The organism is Thiomonas bhubaneswarensis (genome assembly GCF_001418255.1).
Lineage (GTDB): Bacteria > Pseudomonadota > Gammaproteobacteria > Burkholderiales > Burkholderiaceae_C > Thiomonas > Thiomonas bhubaneswarensis.
In genome coordinates this window covers 150,707-167,258 of the sequence record NZ_LIPV01000002.1, presented here as the reverse complement: position 1 = coordinate 167,258, position 16,552 = coordinate 150,707, and the positions used below count along the sequence as shown (strand labels likewise).

The following is a 16,552-nucleotide window of genomic DNA, read 5'->3' as shown; positions in this document are numbered from 1 at the left end:
GATAACCCTCATGTCCAACGCGACGACACCTCCCCTGACGGATCGCCCTGGCGCCATTTTCGCGGCCTTTCTGCGGCTGGGCCTGACCGCCTTTGGTGGCCCGATCGCGCATCTGGACTACTTCCGCCGCGAGTTCGTCGAGCGGCGCGGCTGGGTTTCGGCGCAGGTCTATGGCGATCTGGTGGCGCTGTGCCAGTTTCTGCCCGGCCCGGCGAGTTCGCAGGTGGGCATCGGTCTGGGGCTGATGCGCGGCGGTGTGTCCGGCGCCCTCGCCGCCTGGCTGGGCTTCACCCTGCCCTCGGCGCTGGCCATGACGCTGTTCGCCCTGCTGCTGACCCACGTCGCCGGGCTGACGCACGGTGCCTGGCTGCACGGCCTCAAGCTGGTCGCCGTGGCCGTGGTGGCGCAGGCCCTGTGGGGCATGGGCCGCAGCCTCTGCCCCGACCGCACGCGCGCGAGTCTGGCCGTGGCCGCTGCCGTGCTGGCGGCCCTGGTGCCCGGGGTGAGCGGGCAGCTCGCGGTCATCGCGCTCGGCGCGGTGGTGGGGCGATGGCTGCTTCATGCGCCGCTGGAAGCCGTGCACCCGCCGCTGCCCCTGGCGCTGCGCCATCGCCACGCCTGGGGGCTGCTCGCAGCGTTTGTCGCGCTGCTGCTCGGGCTGCCGATTCTGGCGGCCTGGGCGCAGTGGCCATGGTTGACGCTGTTGGCTGACTTCTACCGAGCCGGGGCGCTGGTGTTCGGCGGCGGCCATGTGGTGCTGCCCCTGCTGCAGGCCCAGGTGGTGCCCGGCGGCATGGATAACGCCACCTTTCTCGCGGGCTATGGCGCCGTGCAGGCGGTGCCCGGGCCGCTGTTCACCTTTGCCGCGTTTCTCGGTGCGGTGTCGGCCCAGGGACCGGGGGGCTGGCTGGGTGCGACCGTGGCGCTGTTGGCCATCTTCCTGCCCAGCTTTCTGCTCGTGCTGGGCGCCTTGCCTCTGTGGCATGCGCTACGCGGGCGCCCCGCCTTGCGCAGCGCGCTCATGGGCATCAATGCCGCGGTCGTCGGCCTGTTGCTGGCGGCCTTCTACGATCCGGTGTGGACTGCGGCCATCCACACGCCGCGCGATTTCGCCCTGGCCCTGGCCGCGCTGCTGTTGCTGCAATTCTGGAAGACTCCACCGTGGGCTGTGGTGATCGGCGGCGCGGTGATTGCCGGCATGCTGGGCGCGAGCTGACGTAGATTCGCTCCTGACCGTCGCGGGCGGCCCAACCCCTTCGTCGTGCCCCCATCGAAAGGCGACGCCATGTATCTGCCCTCTCACTTCGCCGTCACGCAGACCGAGGAACTGCACCGCATACTCCACGCACATCCTCTGGGCGTTCTGGTCGTCCAGACCGCCGAAGGTCTCGATGCGCATCACATCCCGTTCGAGTTCGACGCGACACCCGGCGGCCCGGGGCGGCTCGTCGGCCATGTGGCCCGCGCCAATCCCGTCTGGCAGCAATGCAGCAGCGGTGCCGAGGTGCTGGTCGTCTTCCGCGGAGCCGAGGGTTACATTTCGCCGAACTGGTATCCGAGCAAACACCAAACGCATCGGCAGGTACCCACCTGGAACTACGAGACTGTGCATGCCCATGGCCACCTCACGGTGCACGACGACGAACGTTTCGTGCGGGGAGTGGTGGCCCGGCTGACGCGCACCCATGAGGCGCACGAACCCCGCCCCTGGAAAATGGGCGACTCCGATCCTGCCTACATCGATGCCATGCTGCGGGCCATCGTCGGCATCGAAATCTCCCTCACCCGGCTCGAAGGCAAGGCCAAGCTGAGCCAGAACCGCGACCTGCCCGACCGCGAAGGCGCTGTCGACGCCTTGCGCAAGCGCGGCGAAAATGCTCTGGCAGACGCGATGGCCCGTACCCTGCCCGCCAAGCCACGCTGAAGCGCGCCCGGCGTCACTCGCCGACCAGCGCGCGCGCAAACGCGCGGGCATCGAAGGTCTGCAGATCCTCCAGACCTTCGCCCACGCCGATGAAATACACCGGCACCGGGCGCTCGCGGGCGATGGCGGCGATCACCCCGCCCTTGGCGCTGCCGTCGAGCTTGGTGATGACCAGCCCGGTGAGGCCGAGGGCATCGTCGAAGGCGCGCACCTGCGCCAGGGCGTTCTGGCCGTTGTTGGCGTCGATGACCAATAGGATTTCGTGCGGCGCGCCGTCCATCGCCTTGGCGACCACACGCTTGACCTTTTTCAGCTCCTCCATCAGGTGCAGCTGGGTGGGCAGCCGCCCGGCGGTGTCGACGATGACCACGTCCATCTCCCTCGCCTTGCCCGCGCTCACCGCGTCGAACGCCACGGCGGCGGGATCGCCACCTTCCTGCGCGATCACCTGCACCGCATTGCGCTGCCCCCAGGCGAGCAGTTGTTCGCGCGCCGCGGCGCGGAAGGTGTCGCCTGCAGCCAGCAGCACTTTTTCCCCGGCGCCCAGCAGATGCTGGGTGAGCTTGCCGATGGTCGTGGTCTTGCCCGCACCGTTGACGCCCACCATCATCAACACGGTGGGCCTGGTGCGGCCGATGTCCAGCGGCTTCTGCAGCGGGCCGAGCAGATCGGCCAGGGCGTCGGCGAGCAGACCGCGCACCTGCTGCGGGGTTTCGGCGCGCGCCGCCTTCACCCGCCTGCGCAGATCGGCCAGCAAGGCAGTGGTGGCCGGCATGCCGGCATCGGCCATGATGAGGGCGGATTCGAGTTCCTCATAAAGCGCTTCGTCGATCTTGCTGCCGCCGAAAAGCCCGGTCAATCCGGCACCGGTCTTGCGCAGACCCGACTTCAGGCGGGTGAACCAGCCGGAGGCGGGCGCTTCCTCTACCACCTCCACGGCCTGCGCCGAGGTATCGGTGTCCGCCAAAGACGACGCGGGCACCGGGGACTGAACCGGCGCAGGCCCCGTCCCGGCCACAGGCGTCGCATCAGGTGCGACATCGGGAGCGACAGTTTCTGGAGCGGACTTGCGTTTAAAAAAGCGGAACATGGACGGCCGATCGAACGAGGGAGATAACGGAACGTAGACAAGCAATGCCTCCCTACAATTTACCTGCCCATGAAAACACCCACCTCCAGCCACCGCGCCCCGACGCCCGCCCACCACCGCCCGCGCCACCCCGTCGGCGAAGTCCGCATCATCGGCGGCCTGTGGAAACGGAGCAAGCTGGCCGTGCCCGACCTGCCGGGTCTGCGCCCCACCCCCGACCGGGTGCGCGAGACCGTGTTCAACTGGCTGGGCCAAACGCTCGCGGGATTGCGCGTGCTCGATCTGTTCGCGGGCAGCGGCGCACTCGGGCTAGAGGCGGCCTCGCGCGGTGCGGCCTCGGTGCTACTGATCGAACAGCATCCGCGCTGCGTGGCCGCCATCGCCGCCGCCGCGCAGCGCCTGGGCGCCACCCAGGTACAGGTGCGCGCCGCCGACGCGCTCGCCTCTGCGCAGAGCCTGGCACGCGCCGGTGAACGCTTTGACGTGATCTTCATCGACCCGCCCTATGCCAGCGCGCAGCAGCTCGCCGCGCTGCGGGCGGTGCAGCCCCTGGTGGCGCCGCAAGGTCTGGTCTATGTCGAAACCGACATCGCCGATCTGTTCGAGGCGCTTGACGCCAAAGGCTGGGCGCTGTGGCGCCAAGGGCGCGCGGGTCAGGTGCATTTTGCTTTGCTGCGCCGCAACACTGTCAGCATGCCGGAAGGGCAAAGCCTCTAAACTGCGCTTCCCTTCCCCTTTCTCGCCCGCTGCCATGCTGCTCGCCATCTACCCCGGCACCTTCGATCCGCTCACCCGCGGCCATGAAGACCTGGTGCGTCGCGCCAGCAAGTTGTGCGATCGGCTGGTGGTGGCCATCGCCGCCGGTCATCACAAGAACGCCATGTTCACTCTCGACGAGCGCCTGGACATCGCCCGCGAGGTGCTCGCGCCCTACCCCAACGTGGAGGTCAGCGGCTTCACCGGGCTGCTGCGCGATTTCGTCGTGGCGCGCGGCGCGCAGGTGGTGGTGCGCGGGCTGCGGGCGGTGAGCGACTTCGAGTACGAATTCCAGATGGCCGGCATGAACCGCCAGCTCATGCCCGATGTCGAAACCCTGTTCCTCACTCCGGCCGACCAGTACCAGTTCATTTCCGGGACGTTCGTGCGGGAAATCGCCATGCTAGGTGGCGATGTGAGCAAATTCGTGGTTCCCTTGGTGATGGAGCGGCTGCAGGCCAAGGTGGCGCAGCGCCGCTCCGCCGCAAACTGAAGACCCATCATGGCCCTGTGGATCACCGACGACTGCATCAACTGCGATGTGTGCGAGCCCGAATGCCCGAACGAGGCCATTTTCATGGGCCCCGAAATCTATGAGATCGACCCCGACCGCTGCACCGAATGCGTGGGCCATTTCGACACACCGCAGTGCGTGCAGGTCTGCCCGGTGAGCTGCATCCCCGTGCGTCCCGACCGCGTGGAGAGCCGGGAACAACTGATGGACAAGTATCGTCAGCTCACCACGGCCAAGGCGCCCGCGTCCTGACCCACCCTTGCCAGCCCGCGGACTTGAGAATCGCGGGCTGCTAAGGCTGCTGCGGCACCACCACCTTGCGCTGCGGCGCGGGCTTGATCTGGCGTTTCTTGCGCGAGGTCTGCGCCGCCCTGGCCTTTTTCGCGGCCCGGTGCTGGGCGCGCAGGGCCTTGAGCTGAGCCCGCTGCATCGCGGCAGCTTCCTTGCGTTGTTGCGCCTGCTGCTCGGCACGTTGTGCGTCGCGCTCTGCCAGCAGGGCACTGAGTCGGTGCTGCTGTTCCTCGGCCTGCTGGCGCTGCTGCGGGGTGCGCGGGTCTTGCGCGCTCACGGCATGCCCGTCATCGCAGGGCTGGTGCGAATAGCTGTTGCCGCAGCGCCAGATCGGCTTGGCCTGTGGCCCAGCGGTCTGCGCCACGGCAAGGCCCGCCGTCGCCACACCCAGCAGGGCGGTGCAAGCAAGCGACACGGCGCAGCGCATCGCTATGCCCCTGCCTTGGCAGCTTGACCGCCCGCGCGGTTGCCGCGATGGAGCTGCATCATCGCGGCCTCGAATTCGCCCTTGAGCAGTTGCGGCAGCACCGCCTGCGATTGCTCCATGGCCTGCTCGATCAGCTTGAGCTCGCTCTGCGGCGGCTTGCCCAGCACGAAACCGACCACGGCCGCCCGATCACCCGGATGACCAATGCCCAGACGCAGCCGCCAGAAGTTAGGCGTGCCCAGATGAGCGATGAGGTCGCGCAGGCCGTTGTGCCCGGCGTGGCCGCCGCCGAGCTTGAGCTTGGCCTGGCCCGGCGGCAGGTCGAGTTCGTCGTGCGCCACCAGAATGTTCTCAGGCGCGATTTTGTAGAAGCGGGCGAAGGCACCGACGGACTGGCCCGAGCGGTTCATGTAGGTGCTGGGTTGGAGCAGCCAGAGTTCGTGGCCGTGCAGACGCAGCCGCGCGACATCACCGAAGAATCCGCGCTCGGGCTTGAGGCTGACCCCGACTGCGGTGGCGACCTGATCGATGAACCAGAACCCGGCGTTGTGACGGTCGAGCGCGTGTTCCGGGCCAGGGTTGCCCAGGCCGACGAGCAGTTGGATCATGAATGCATCCTTGAACCCAGACTGTTCACTCGCCGCGCGGCTGGCGCTGCAGCAGCCCTTCGAGCGCCTCGCGCGGGCTGAGCTTGCCGTCGAGCAGTCGGCTCACCGCCTCGGTGATGGGCATGGACACACGATGCGCCCGCGCGAGTTGCAACGCGGTCTGCGCGGTATGCACGCCTTCGGCCACATGGCCCAGGGTGGCGACGATGCGTTCGAGCTTCTGCCCCTGCGCCAGCGCCAGCCCCACGCGGCGGTTGCGCGACAGATCGCCCGTGGCGGTGAGCACCAGGTCGCCCAGGCCGCTCAGGCCCATGAAGGTATCGGCCTGACCGCCCAGCGCCACGCCGAGGCGCGAGATTTCAGCCAGACCCCGGGTGATGAGCGCGGCACGGGCGTTGTGGCCCAGACCCATGCCGTCGCTAACCCCGGTGGCGATGGCCAGCACGTTCTTCACCGCGCCGCCCACCTCCACGCCGATCACGTCGGGCGTGGCGTAGATGCGCATGGCGCCATGATGCAGGGCCGCCACGGCGGACTGGCGCAGCGCGGCGTCGGCACTGGCGAGGGATAGCGCGACCGGCAGGCCGCGAGCTACTTCCAGCGCAAAACTCGGGCCGGACAACGCACCCGTCGCCGGGGGCGCATCCATGCCGGCGAACACCGCATCAATCACCGCATGCGGCAACAGTCCGCTGCCCTGCTCGAAACCCTTGCACAGCCACACCAGGCGCTGCACGCGAGCGCCAAGAGGTTTGTCGGCATTGAAAATCCGCACCGCCTGAGCCGTGCTCCGAAGCGCGGAGACCGGCACCGCCAGCAGCAGCAGCCCTTGCGGACCCGCAGCGTGGCGCAGCGTGGCATCGAGATCGGCGCTGACGCTCAGAGCCTCCGGCAAGGTCACTTCGGGAAGATAGGCGGCGTTGATGCGGGTGCCCTGCAACTGCCGCATCAACTCGGCATCACGGCCCCACAGCACAACCGGCTGATGCGCCGCGATCTGGCAGGCGATGCCCGTGCCCCAGGCACCGGCGCCCAGCACACCGATGGAGCAGGTCGAAGGCTGCGCCATGAGTGACGGCACGAATCAGTTCAACTGGCCGGGGGCGTCGTTGGCGGCTTGCTGCTGCGCCTGTTGCTGCTCGTACATGGCCTGGAAGTTGATTTCCGCCAGATGCACCGGAGGGAAGCCCGCGCGGGTGATGGCGTCGGCCAGATTGGCGCGCAGATAGGGATAGACGGTCTGCGGGCAGGCGATGCCCAGCAGCATGTCGGCATGTTCCTGCGGGATGTTGCGCAGTTCGAAAATGCCGGCCTGCTTGCCTTCCACCAGAAACAGCACGCGATCCTGCATGCGCGCGGTGATGGTGGCGGCCACGGTAATCTCGAACAGACCCTCGACAACGGGATGCGCCTCCACGCTCATCTGCACGTCCACATTCGGTTGTTGCTGCTCGAGCAGGATCTGCGGCGAATTGGGCTGCTCCAGCGACAGGTCTTTCAAGTAGCAGCGCTGCAGCATGAAGACCGGGTCGGCCGATTGGGAGTTCTCGGGGGTGGCGCTCATCAAAACTTCTCCATGGAAAAAAGCCCGCTGGGTGCGGGCACAAGTTCATTTTGGAGGATTCTAGGCCCGCTGGGTGACGGGCCTGTCAAACCCATCCACCGACCGAGAAGGTTTCAGGCCGCTTCGCGCAGCAGCGGCATCAGGCCGCCACGGGCATCGAGGGCATAGAGGTCGTCGCAGCCGCCCACATGGGTGTCGCCGATGAAAATCTGCGGCACCGTGCGGCGGCCGGTCGCCGCCATCATGTGCTGGCGCTGGCCAGGGTCGAGATCGATGCGGATCTCCTCGATCTCCGCAACGCCGCGCTTCTGCAACAGCGCCTTGGCGCGGATGCAGTAAGGACAGACTGCGGAGGTGTACATGCGAACCTTGTTCATTCGACGCTCATCCTTTCTCGACGGGCAGTCCGGCCTCACGCCAGGCACGCATGCCGCCAGAGACCGCGGCGGCGTTCACGAAGCCCTGCTTGCGCAGTTGCGCTGCGGCGCGTTTGGCACGCATGCCCGAAGCGCACATCACCAGCACAGGCGTGTTCTTGTCTTTCGGCAGGTCGTTCAGACGCTTGTCGAGCTGACCCAGCGGAATGCTCTTGCTGCCCACGGCGTGACCGGCCTGAAACTCGTTGGGCTCGCAGACGTCAATCATCACGCCCTTTTCGCGGTTGACCTTGAGCACCGCCTGCGCCGCGCTGACGCCGTCCGATCCCGAACTGCCGCCGTAGGAACTCCACAGCAGCATGCCGCCGGAGGTCAGAGCAATCAGCACGAGAGCCCAGTTTTCGATGATGAACTGCACTTCACTATCTCCCAGAGAGGTCGAAATTCTAAAAAATCAAATCCGCATTGACTGATGTGTGGTTATCCGCAGGCCATTTGCTGCAGTGCAGCGATGCGCCGCATGTGGGCTAAGATATCGAAAGAAGTCGCATTGTTTCACTTCTTCGCTATTTGCACTCCGAGACTCCCATGTACAAACTCGTCATGCTGCGCCACGGTGAATCCACCTGGAACCAGCAAAACCGCTTTACCGGCTGGACCGACGTCGATCTGACCGAGCAAGGCATTCGGGAAGCCCGCGCCGCCGGGCGACTGCTCAAGGAACTGGGCTACGGCTTCGATCTGACCTACACCTCCGTGCTCAAGCGCGCGGTGCGCACCCTGTGGCTGACCCTGGACGAACTCGACGCCATGTGGCTGCCCGTCGTGCACACCTGGCGCCTCAACGAGCGTCACTACGGCGCCCTCCAGGGGTTGAACAAGGCGGAAACCGCCGCCAAGTACGGCGACGAGCAGGTGCACATCTGGCGCCGCAGTTACGACATTCCGCCGCCGCCGCTCGACGAGAGCCACCGCCGGGAACTGGCTGCCGATCCCCGCTATGCCCGACTCAAGCCCGAGGAACTGCCACTGACCGAGTGCCTGAAGGACACGATCGCTCGGGTGCTGCCGTTCTGGCACGAATCGCTGGCGCCGGCCATCAAGGCGGGCAAGCGCACGCTGGTGGTCTCGCACGGCAATTCCATGCGCGCCATCATGAAGTACCTGGAAAACATCTCCGACCAGGACATCACCGGGCTGAACATTCCCAACGGCATTCCGCTGGTGTACGAGCTCGACGCCGATCTCAAGCCTTTGCAGCGCTATTACCTGGACGCGGCGGGTAACAAAGTCTGATTGCGGCCTCGCTGACGAAGCTGCCGACTTCGCCCCAATAGCCTTTCCCGCAGGCCACCCGTGGAATGCGGGGTGGCCGCGCCGCGCCGGGGGCGCAACCCCTATACTGCCCGCTCTTCGCAGATACTCCGCTTGACCCACCATGGCCAGTAAATTCCGAGTCGCAGCCTGGGTTGTCGTTGGTGCCATTACGGGCATCATGGCCACCCTGCAAGTTCAGGCGCTGGCGCGCAACACCGCGTCGCCGATCCCGCTGGAGGAACTGCAACAGTTCGCGGCGGTTTACGGCCTGATCAAAGCCGACTTTTTCGAGCCGGTCGACGGCAAGAAGCTGGTGGAAAATGCCATCAATGGCATGGTCAACAACCTCGATCCGCATTCGGAATACCTCGACAAGAAGGATTTCAAGGATTTCAAGGAAAGCACCAGCGGCAAGTTCGTCGGCGTGGGCATCGAGATTGCCGCCGAGGACGGACTGGTCAAGGTGGTGTCTCCCATCGAGGGCTCGCCCGCAGCCCGTGCAGGCATTCACGCCGGTGACCTGATCACCCGCATCGACAACACCGCGGTGAAGGGCCTGAGCCTGAACGACGCGGTCAAGCTCATGCGCGGCAAGCCTGGCACCAAGGTCACGCTGACCGTGCTGCGCAAGGCGGAAAACCGCACCTTTACCTTCACCATCACCCGCGAGCTGATTCAGGTGCAGAGCGTCAAGGGCAAGATGATCGCCCCAGGCTACGGCTGGGTGCGCATCACCCAGTTCCAGTCCGACACGCTCAAGAGCTTCGTCGCCAAGATCGACGCGCTGTACAAGGAAGACCCGAACATGAAGGGTCTGATCCTCGACCTGCGCAACGATCCGGGCGGCTTGCTCGAAAGCGCCGTGGGCGTGGCCTCGGTGTTCCTGCCTGACAACGCCGTCATCGTCTCCACCCGCGGCCAGATGCCCGAGGCCAACGCCACTTATCGCAACACCCCGAGCGACTACCTCAACAACCCGGGCGACAACCCGCTCGACACCCTACCCGCCGCGGTGAAGACCGTCAAGCTGGTGGTGCTGGTCAACGGTGGCTCGGCATCGGCCTCGGAAATCGTCACCGGGGCGCTGCAGGACTACAAGCGCGCCGTAGTCATGGGCACGCTGACTTTCGGCAAGGGCTCGGTGCAGACGGTGCTGCCGCTCGGCCCCGATACCGCGCTCAAACTCACCACCGCACGCTACTACACGCCCAACGGGCAGTCGATCCAGGGCAAGGGCATCACCCCGAACTACGAGGTCGATCCTCTGGAGAGCGGCGACCCCTACGCGGCCCTGCGCATGCGCGAGATCGACTACAAGAATCAGATCGGCACCGGCAACGAGGCCGCCGACAACAAGCGTGTCGAAGAAGACGTGCGCAAGCAGGAAGAGGCCCGCCGCCTGCTCGAAGCCGAGCTGGCGAAAAACCCGAACAAGCTGCCCAAACTGCCCGAATACGGCAGCAAGGAAGACTGGCAGGTCACCCAGGCGCTGAACTACCTCGAAGGCAAACCGGTGATCACCGCCAAGCACCCGGCGCAGACGGCCAAGGCGAAGTCGGCGGCGGCTTCCAGCCCCGCCAGCAGCCCCAAGGCCGAAGCCAGCGGGGCGGACAAGGCCAAGTAAGAGCACGACCCGCCACGTCGGTCAACGACAGGCGCACGCCGCGATGTCTCTCGACGACCGCCAACTGCTGCGTTATTCGCGGCACATCCTGCTCGACGAAGTCGGCATCGAGGGTCAGGAGCGTCTCTGTGCCAGCCATGCCCTCATCCTCGGCGCGGGCGGTCTGGGCTCTCCGGCCGCGCTCTATCTGGCCAGCGCGGGCGTCGGTCGCATCACCCTGATCGATGACGACACGGTCGATCTCACCAATCTGCAGCGGCAGATCGCCCATACCGAAGCACGCGTGGGCCAGCGCAAGGTCGAATCGGCCCGCGCCGCAATGCTTCAGATCAACCCCGAGATCCGGATCGACACGCTGGCGCAGCGGGCCGACGCGACCCGGCTGCGGGAGCTGGTCGCCACCGCCGACGTGGCGCTGGATTGCAGCGACAACTTCGCCACCCGCCACGCGCTCAACCGTGCCTGCGTGGCCCACGGCGTGCCCCTGGTGAGCGGCGCTGCCCTGCGGTTTGCGGGTCAGGTCAGCGTGTTCGATACCCGACCCGACGCCCAGGGCGAACGCGGCCCCTGCTACGCCTGCCTGTTCCCGGAGGAAGCCCCCGCCGAGGAGGTGAATTGCGCCACCATGGGCGTGCTCGCTCCGCTGGTCGGCCTCGTGGGCAGCTTGCAGGCCGTCGAAGCGCTGAAGATTCTGAGCCAAGCGGGCAACACCCTGCGCGGCAGGCTGCTGCTGATCGATGCGCTGGACGCCGAGTTCCAGACCGTCACCCTGCAACGCAACCCGGCATGCCCCGTCTGCGGGCACCTCACGGCAGCCTGATTTTTACTTGAGGGCACCGTCAGACCGCGCGGATTTTCCAGCCGGCCAATGCGGTCGCCAAGTGCCGTGGGGTGAACTTCACGCCGATGGCCAGAAATCGGTTGTAGAGACCATGAACCGCCACGCGCTGTCCCCGCTCCATGGCCTGCACGCCGAAGCGCGCCACGGCTTCCGAGGTGGCAAGACGACCCCGAAACAACGCCGATCGCTCCCCCTTCGCCCGGGTGCCGAAGTCGGTGAGCGTGGCCCCTGGACAAAGCGCCGTGACCCGAACGCCTTGCGGCCGCAACTCGGCGTCCAGCGCCTCGCTGAATGACAGCACATAAGCCTTGGACGCGAAATACACCGCCATGCCTGGCCCGGGTTGAAACGCGGCGGTGCTGGCCACGTTGAGAATATGCCCGCGCCCATTGCGCAGCAGATCGGGCAGGAGGCGCATTGTCAGGCGCGTGAGCGCGCTGATGTTGAGATCGATCATGCCCTGGGTCTGGGGCACGTCCGCCTGGGCCAGCGGCCCGTAAACGCCATACCCCGCGTTGTTGACCAGCACGCTGGGCGAGACACCTGCTGCGGCGATGCTCGCCACCAGCCTCTCGGGCCCGTCGGTCGCGCCCAGATCGACGGGCATGCACAGGGCATTCACGCCGTGGGTGGCCGTCAGCTCGGTCGCGAGAGCCTGCAGTTTCGCTTCATCCCGCGCGGTCAGGATCAGGTTGTGGCCGCGAGCCGCCAGTTCGCGTGCAATGTCTCGGCCTATGCCGCCGGAAGCCCCGGTGACCACGGCCCATTGTTGAGTTTCCATCTTGTCGTCTCCTACCCGCCGTTCAAGCGCCACCAGATCGTTGACCAAGTGCGCCCATGATCGCATCGCAACGATGTTTGTACTTACCGTGTTGTCAGAAACCTTGCGCCAGCGACGCACGCAGGTGCTCGACCAGAAGCTGAACCGCGCGCGGCGTGCCGGGGCTCCAGGGTCGAATGGCGTAGATGGCCTGACCGAAGAAGCCCACGGCCCGCCATTGCGGCAAGACCACCCGCAGCGTGGAGGGCCGACCGCCCGGATCGAGGCTGAAGTCGGGCGTCAGGGCGATGCCCAGTCCGGCGCGCGCGGCCTCGCGCAGCACCTCGCTGGTGTTGGCCCTCAGGGGCCCCTGCACGGTTACGCGCACGCGCTCGGGTTCGGGCAGATCGGGATCAGGGCGTTCGAACATCCAGACAGCGGCGCCCGGGCGCAGATAGGTCAGGCAGGCATGCCGCACGAGATCGTCGGGATGCCCGGGCTCGCCGTGCCGACGCAAGTAGGCAGAGCTCGCCACCAGCACGGAACGGGTTTCGCACAGCTTCCAGGCGACATGACTCTGAGGCGGCGCGGCGACGTGCCGCACGGCCAGATCGAAGCCTTCCTGCGGCAGATTGGTCAGCCGGTCCGACAGGTCGAGTTCGACCTGAATGTCGGGATAGCGGCGCAGGAAACTCAGAATATGCGGCGCCATATGCTGCCGTCCCAGCGCTACCGGGGCGGTAACGCGCACCAACCCGCGCGGTGTATCGGCCAGATCGTGTACCGCGCCCACGCTGCGCACGATCTGGGCAAAAGCCGGGGCCGTCTCGTCGACGAGGCGCTGGCCGGCCTCGGTCAGACGCAGGGTGCGCGTGGTCCGGCGCACCAAGGGCACCCCGATGCGGCGCTCCAGCGCGGCAAGCTGCTGGCTGACGGCGGCCTTGGAGACTCCGAGGTGTTGCGCGGCGGCGGTCACGCTGCCATGTGTGGCAATGCTACCCAGCCAGTGCACCTGTTGCCAGAGCAGATCGTTCCGCGTGGCAGGTGGCAGCGACATCGTGTTCTCCTGAAGTTGGATTGTTCGCTTTTCAGAACAATGTTGTCAGTTTAGATCGCTGTTCAAACGTCCGCACGCCTCCTAGACTCGACGGATACTTTTTATTGCCGTTCACAGGAGACTCGACCATGGGCGCACCCGAGGCATTCACCGCCACCAGCACGGTGGGACATTTCATCGGCGGCAAGGCCGTCGCCGGAACCGGCTCGCGGAGCCAGCCGGTCTTTAACCCGGCCACCGGCGCGGTCGCGCGCGAAGTGATGCTGGGTGAGACAGCCGACGTGGACGCCGCCGTTGCCGCGGCCAAAGCCGCTTTCCCTAAATGGGCCGACACGCCGCCGATCCGCCGTGCCCGGGTGATGTTCAAATTCCTCGACCTGCTCAATCAGCACCGCGACACGCTGGCCGCCATGATCACCGCCGAGCATGGCAAGGTGTTCACCGACGCGCAGGGCGAGGTCACGCGCGGCATTGAGATCGTGGAGTTCGCCTGCGGCATACCGCAACTGCTCAAGGGCGACTACACCGAGCAGGTTTCCACGGGCATCGACAACTGGACGATGCGCCAGCCGCTGGGCGTGGTGGCGGGCGTGACGCCGTTCAACTTCCCCTGCATGGTGCCGATGTGGATGTTCCCGGTGGCCATCGCGGCGGGCAACACTTTCGTGCTCAAGCCCAGTCCGCTCGATCCGTCGCCCAGCCTGTTCATGGCCGAACTGCTCAAGCAGGCCGGTCTGCCCGACGGCGTATTCAACGTGGTGCAGGGCGACAAGGTTGCCGTGGACGCCCTGCTGGCCAACCCTGACGTCAAGGCCATCAGCTTCGTCGGCTCGACCCCGGTTGCGCATCACATCGCGCAGGAAGCCGCGCGCCAGGGCAAACGGGTGCAGGCACTGGGCGGCGCCAAGAACCATATGGTGGTCATGCCCGACGCCGACCTCGACCAGGTGGTGGATGCGCTGATGGGCAGCGCCTTTGGCTCGGCCGGCGAGCGCTGCATGGCCATCTCGGTAGGCGTGCTGGTGGGCGACGTGGCCGACAAGATTCTGCCCCGGCTGGTGGAGCGCACCCGGGCGCTGAAGGTGAAGAACGGCATGGAACTCGACGCCGAGATGGGCCCCATCGTCACCCAGGCGGCACGCGAGCGCATCGCCGGATACATCGCCTCCGGCGTGGAACAGGGCGCCAAGCTGCTGGTGGACGGCCGTGGCCACGTCGTGCCCGGTTACGACGGCGGCTTCTGGATCGGCGGCACGCTGTTCGATCACGTCACGCCCGACATGCGCATCTATCAGGAAGAGATTTTCGGCCCGGTGCTGTCATGCGTGCGCGTGCCCGACTTCGCCGCTGCGCTGGACATGGTGAACACCCACGCCTACGGCAACGGCGTGGCCTGCTTCACCCGGGACGGCCACGTGGCCCGCGAGTTCGGCCGCCGCGTGCAGGCCGGCATGGTGGGCATCAACGTGCCCATTCCGGTACCGATGGCGTGGCACGGTTTCGGCGGCTGGAAAGCCAGCCTGTTCGGCGACATGCACGCCTATGGCGAAGAAGGCGTGCGCTTCTACACCAAGCAGAAGAGCATCATGCAACGCTGGCCGGAAAGCACCCCCAAAGGCGCCGAGTTCGTCATGCCGACGGCAAAGTGAGAAGCCGTTAACGAACGCGAGTCGTGTCATCATGCCCCCACCATGAGCGACTCCACTTTCGACTACATCATCATCGGCGCGGGCACCGCGGGCAGCCTGCTGGCCAACCGCCTGAGTGCGGATGCCGACAAACGCGTGCTGCTGATCGAGGCCGGGCGCAAGGACGACTACCACTGGATCCACATTCCGGTGGGCTACCTGTACTGCATCGGCAACCCGCGCACCGACTGGCTCTTCCAGACTGAATCCGACCCCGGGCTCAACGGCCGCACCCTGCGCTACCCGCGCGGCAAGGTACTTGGCGGATGCAGCAGTATCAACGGCATGATCTACATGCGTGGCCAGGCGCGTGACTACGACGCCTGGGCCGCCCTCACCGGCGACGATGAATGGCGCTGGGACGCCTGTCTGCCCGATTTCATCGCCCATGAAGACCACTGGCGCCGCGATGTCGGTGCCGACCGCGCGAACGACCCGTCCTTCGCCGCGCTGCATGGCCATGGCGGCGAATGGCGGGTGGAAAAGCAACGCCTGCGCTGGGACATCCTCGATGCCTTCGCCCAGGCAGCCCAGCAGGCCGGCATTCCCGCTACCGACGACTTCAACCGTGGCAGCAACGAGGGCGTGAGCTACTTCGAGGTCAATCAGAAAGGCGGCTGGCGCTGGAACACGGCGAAGGCGTTTCTTCGCCCGACCTGCTACGGGCGCAAGAACTTCGAGCTCTGGAACGGAGCCCACGTCACCCGCCTGTTGTTCGACAAGGAGCCAGACGGCAGCCAACGCTGCATCGGCGTCGAGGTCTGGACCGGCAATGAGATGCTCACCGTGCGAGCCACCCGAGAGGTGTTGCTGAGCGCCGGTGCCATCGGGTCGCCGCAAATCCTGCAGCTGTCGGGCGTGGGGCCTGCCGCGCTGCTGCAGCAACACGGCATCAAACCCCTGATCGACCTGCCCGGTGTGGGTGCCAACCTGCAGGATCATCTGCAGATCCGTGCGGTGTTCAAGGTGAAGGGCACCCGCACGCTCAACACCCGGGCGGCCTCGATCTGGGGCAAGGCGATGATCGGGCTCGAATATGCCCTCAAGCGCACCGGCCCGATGAGCATGGCCCCAAGCCAGCTCGGCGTGTTCACCCGCAGCAGCGCGCAGTACGAGCACCCCAACATTCAGTACCACGTTCAGCCCCTCAGCCTGGAGGCCTTTGGCGAACCGCTGCACGGCTTTGACGCCTTCACCGCGAGCGTCTGCAATCTCAACCCGAGCAGCCGAGGCACAGTACACATCAAGAGCCCGCGCTTCATCGACGCCCCGGCCATCGCACCGCACTACCTCAGCACCGACGAAGATCGCCAGGTGGCGGCCGACAGCCTGCGACTCACCCGCCGCATCGTGGCGCAACCTGCGCTGGCGCGCTACGCGCCGGAGGAGTTCAAGCCAGGCACGCAGTTTCAGACCGACGCCGAACTCGCCCGCCTGGCCGGAGACATTGCCACCACCATCTTCCACCCAGCAGGTACAACAGCCATGGGCCGCGCCGACGACGCCAATGCGGTCGTGGATACGCGGCTGCGCCTTCGCGACGGCCGCGGCGGCGTGGTGACCGGGCTGCGTGTGGTCGACGCCGGGGTGATGCCCCTCATTCCCAGCGGCAACATCAACAGCCCGACGCTGATGATCGCCGAGAAGGCCGCCCGCTGGATTCGCGCAGCGGCCAAGGGGTAACTGCGCGCAATCCCGCGGCCGCCGATGCAAC

General features: G+C 66.5%; 19 protein-coding genes. 10 read left to right on the top strand and 9 right to left on the bottom strand.

Annotation, left to right across the window (positions count from 1 at the left end; translation table 11 throughout):
- The first annotated feature begins 10 nt into the window (after nt 1-10).
- A complete protein-coding gene (gene chrA, locus ASC45_RS03330) occupies nt 11-1,216 on the top strand; it encodes a chromate efflux transporter (RefSeq protein ID WP_055449616.1) in 1,206 nt (401 codons plus the stop codon).
- Between the two features lie 69 nt (nt 1,217-1,285).
- Nucleotides 1,286-1,924, top strand: a complete 639-nt coding sequence (locus tag ASC45_RS03325) for an FMN-binding negative transcriptional regulator (protein ID WP_055449615.1) — start codon at nt 1,286-1,288, stop codon at nt 1,922-1,924.
- Nucleotides 1,925-1,937: 13 nt separating this feature from the next.
- On the opposite strand, the gene ftsY is transcribed toward ASC45_RS03325, so the two are convergent.
- Nucleotides 1,938-3,014 carry a signal recognition particle-docking protein FtsY gene (ftsY, locus tag ASC45_RS03320; protein WP_072242960.1) on the bottom strand — a complete coding sequence of 359 codons (1,077 nt, stop codon included), beginning with the start codon at nt 3,012-3,014 and terminating at the stop codon, nt 1,938-1,940.
- 69 nt (nt 3,015-3,083) lie between these two features.
- Between ftsY and rsmD the strand changes: the two genes are divergently transcribed.
- Genes rsmD through ASC45_RS03305 form a run of 3 tightly spaced genes read left to right on the top strand, consistent with a single transcriptional unit; the run spans nt 3,084 to nt 4,536 of the window.
- Nucleotides 3,084-3,731 carry a 16S rRNA (guanine(966)-N(2))-methyltransferase RsmD gene (gene rsmD / locus ASC45_RS03315; RefSeq protein WP_055449614.1) on the top strand — a complete coding sequence of 216 codons (648 nt, stop codon included), beginning with the start codon at nt 3,084-3,086 and terminating at the stop codon, nt 3,729-3,731.
- A gap of 34 nt (nt 3,732-3,765) precedes the next feature.
- A complete protein-coding gene (coaD, locus tag ASC45_RS03310) occupies nt 3,766-4,263 on the top strand; it encodes a pantetheine-phosphate adenylyltransferase (protein ID WP_055449613.1) in 498 nt (165 codons plus the stop codon).
- Nucleotides 4,264-4,272: 9 nt separating this feature from the next.
- Entirely contained in the window at nt 4,273-4,536 is a 264-nt protein-coding gene (locus tag ASC45_RS03305; RefSeq protein WP_055449612.1) for a YfhL family 4Fe-4S dicluster ferredoxin, read from the top strand.
- A 40-nt stretch (nt 4,537-4,576) separates the two neighbouring features.
- On the opposite strand, the gene ASC45_RS03300 is transcribed toward ASC45_RS03305, so the two are convergent.
- The 6 genes from ASC45_RS03300 to ASC45_RS03275 all read right to left on the bottom strand — a co-directional run bounded on the left by ASC45_RS03300 (nt 4,577) and on the right by ASC45_RS03275 (nt 7,969).
- Nucleotides 4,577-5,002 (bottom strand): hypothetical protein, encoded by a 426-nt coding sequence (locus ASC45_RS03300; RefSeq protein WP_055449611.1) that lies wholly within the window; start codon nt 5,000-5,002, stop codon nt 4,577-4,579.
- Between the two features lie 2 nt (nt 5,003-5,004).
- Nucleotides 5,005-5,610 carry an aminoacyl-tRNA hydrolase gene (pth, locus tag ASC45_RS03295; protein WP_055449610.1) on the bottom strand — a complete coding sequence of 202 codons (606 nt, stop codon included), beginning with the start codon at nt 5,608-5,610 and terminating at the stop codon, nt 5,005-5,007.
- 25 nt (nt 5,611-5,635) lie between these two features.
- On the bottom strand, nt 5,636-6,679 hold the full coding sequence (locus ASC45_RS03290) for an NAD(P)H-dependent glycerol-3-phosphate dehydrogenase (protein ID WP_055449609.1): 1,044 nt from the start codon (nt 6,677-6,679) through the stop codon (nt 5,636-5,638).
- A gap of 15 nt (nt 6,680-6,694) precedes the next feature.
- Nucleotides 6,695-7,174 carry a protein-export chaperone SecB gene (secB, locus tag ASC45_RS03285; RefSeq protein ID WP_055449608.1) on the bottom strand — a complete coding sequence of 160 codons (480 nt, stop codon included), beginning with the start codon at nt 7,172-7,174 and terminating at the stop codon, nt 6,695-6,697.
- Nucleotides 7,175-7,287: 113 nt separating this feature from the next.
- Nucleotides 7,288-7,551, bottom strand: coding sequence for a glutaredoxin 3 (gene grxC, locus ASC45_RS03280; RefSeq protein WP_055449607.1), 264 nt, complete (start codon nt 7,549-7,551; stop codon nt 7,288-7,290).
- A gap of 7 nt (nt 7,552-7,558) precedes the next feature.
- Complete coding sequence (locus ASC45_RS03275; protein WP_055449606.1) at nt 7,559-7,969, bottom strand: rhodanese-like domain-containing protein; 411 nt, start codon at nt 7,967-7,969, stop codon at nt 7,559-7,561.
- A gap of 170 nt (nt 7,970-8,139) precedes the next feature.
- Here ASC45_RS03275 and gpmA point away from each other — a divergent pair, with 170 nt between their 5' ends.
- The 3 genes from gpmA (at nt 8,140) to ASC45_RS03260 (ending at nt 11,312) form a co-directional block, all read left to right on the top strand.
- On the top strand, nt 8,140-8,847 hold the full coding sequence (gene gpmA, locus ASC45_RS03270) for a 2,3-diphosphoglycerate-dependent phosphoglycerate mutase (protein WP_055449605.1): 708 nt from the start codon (nt 8,140-8,142) through the stop codon (nt 8,845-8,847).
- A 142-nt stretch (nt 8,848-8,989) separates the two neighbouring features.
- Nucleotides 8,990-10,492, top strand: a complete 1,503-nt coding sequence (locus ASC45_RS03265) for a S41 family peptidase (protein ID WP_055449604.1) — start codon at nt 8,990-8,992, stop codon at nt 10,490-10,492.
- 43 nt (nt 10,493-10,535) lie between these two features.
- On the top strand, nt 10,536-11,312 hold the full coding sequence (locus ASC45_RS03260; RefSeq protein WP_055449603.1) for a HesA/MoeB/ThiF family protein: 777 nt from the start codon (nt 10,536-10,538) through the stop codon (nt 11,310-11,312).
- Nucleotides 11,313-11,331: 19 nt separating this feature from the next.
- Here ASC45_RS03260 and ASC45_RS03255 read toward each other — a convergent pair whose 3' ends face one another.
- Both ASC45_RS03255 and ASC45_RS03250 read right to left on the bottom strand, forming a co-directional pair.
- Entirely contained in the window at nt 11,332-12,114 is a 783-nt protein-coding gene (locus tag ASC45_RS03255) for an SDR family NAD(P)-dependent oxidoreductase (RefSeq protein ID WP_055449810.1), read from the bottom strand.
- A 94-nt stretch (nt 12,115-12,208) separates the two neighbouring features.
- Nucleotides 12,209-13,150 carry a LysR family transcriptional regulator gene (locus ASC45_RS03250; protein WP_055449602.1) on the bottom strand — a complete coding sequence of 314 codons (942 nt, stop codon included), beginning with the start codon at nt 13,148-13,150 and terminating at the stop codon, nt 12,209-12,211.
- A 128-nt stretch (nt 13,151-13,278) separates the two neighbouring features.
- On the opposite strand from ASC45_RS03250, the gene ASC45_RS03245 reads away from it, so the two are divergent.
- The gene (locus ASC45_RS03245) at nt 13,279-14,799 is read left to right on the top strand and encodes a CoA-acylating methylmalonate-semialdehyde dehydrogenase (RefSeq protein ID WP_055449601.1); all 1,521 of its coding nucleotides are present in this window, start codon (nt 13,279-13,281) and stop codon (nt 14,797-14,799) included.
- A gap of 42 nt (nt 14,800-14,841) precedes the next feature.
- The gene (locus tag ASC45_RS03240) at nt 14,842-16,521 is read left to right on the top strand and encodes a GMC family oxidoreductase (protein ID WP_055449600.1); all 1,680 of its coding nucleotides are present in this window, start codon (nt 14,842-14,844) and stop codon (nt 16,519-16,521) included.
- Nucleotides 16,522-16,552: the final 31 nt, after the last annotated feature.

Excerpts from the sequence above, each read along its gene's own strand:
- ASC45_RS03300 (WP_055449611.1), bottom strand. The coding sequence starts at position 5,002 with ATGCGCTGCGCCGTGTCGCTTGCTTGCACCGCCCTGCTGGGTGTGGCG.
- ASC45_RS03325 (WP_055449615.1), top strand. The coding sequence starts at position 1,286 with ATGTATCTGCCCTCTCACTTCGCCGTCACGCAGACCGAGGAACTGCAC.
- ASC45_RS03260 (WP_055449603.1), top strand. The coding sequence starts at position 10,536 with ATGTCTCTCGACGACCGCCAACTGCTGCGTTATTCGCGGCACATCCTG.
- ASC45_RS03240 (WP_055449600.1), top strand. The coding sequence starts at position 14,842 with ATGAGCGACTCCACTTTCGACTACATCATCATCGGCGCGGGCACCGCG.
- ftsY (WP_072242960.1), bottom strand. The coding sequence starts at position 3,014 with ATGTTCCGCTTTTTTAAACGCAAGTCCGCTCCAGAAACTGTCGCTCCC.
- chrA (WP_055449616.1), top strand. The coding sequence starts at position 11 with ATGTCCAACGCGACGACACCTCCCCTGACGGATCGCCCTGGCGCCATT.
- ASC45_RS03250 (WP_055449602.1), bottom strand. The coding sequence starts at position 13,150 with ATGTCGCTGCCACCTGCCACGCGGAACGATCTGCTCTGGCAACAGGTG.
- ASC45_RS03245 (WP_055449601.1), top strand. The coding sequence starts at position 13,279 with ATGGGCGCACCCGAGGCATTCACCGCCACCAGCACGGTGGGACATTTC.
- ASC45_RS03290 (WP_055449609.1), bottom strand. The coding sequence starts at position 6,679 with ATGGCGCAGCCTTCGACCTGCTCCATCGGTGTGCTGGGCGCCGGTGCC.
- rsmD (WP_055449614.1), top strand. The coding sequence starts at position 3,084 with ATGAAAACACCCACCTCCAGCCACCGCGCCCCGACGCCCGCCCACCAC.
- pth (WP_055449610.1), bottom strand. The coding sequence starts at position 5,610 with ATGATCCAACTGCTCGTCGGCCTGGGCAACCCTGGCCCGGAACACGCG.
- secB (WP_055449608.1), bottom strand. The coding sequence starts at position 7,174 with ATGAGCGCCACCCCCGAGAACTCCCAATCGGCCGACCCGGTCTTCATG.
- ASC45_RS03255 (WP_055449810.1), bottom strand. The coding sequence starts at position 12,114 with ATGGAAACTCAACAATGGGCCGTGGTCACCGGGGCTTCCGGCGGCATA.
- ASC45_RS03305 (WP_055449612.1), top strand. The coding sequence starts at position 4,273 with ATGGCCCTGTGGATCACCGACGACTGCATCAACTGCGATGTGTGCGAG.
- gpmA (WP_055449605.1), top strand. The coding sequence starts at position 8,140 with ATGTACAAACTCGTCATGCTGCGCCACGGTGAATCCACCTGGAACCAG.
- coaD (WP_055449613.1), top strand. The coding sequence starts at position 3,766 with ATGCTGCTCGCCATCTACCCCGGCACCTTCGATCCGCTCACCCGCGGC.
- ASC45_RS03265 (WP_055449604.1), top strand. The coding sequence starts at position 8,990 with ATGGCCAGTAAATTCCGAGTCGCAGCCTGGGTTGTCGTTGGTGCCATT.
- grxC (WP_055449607.1), bottom strand. The coding sequence starts at position 7,551 with ATGAACAAGGTTCGCATGTACACCTCCGCAGTCTGTCCTTACTGCATC.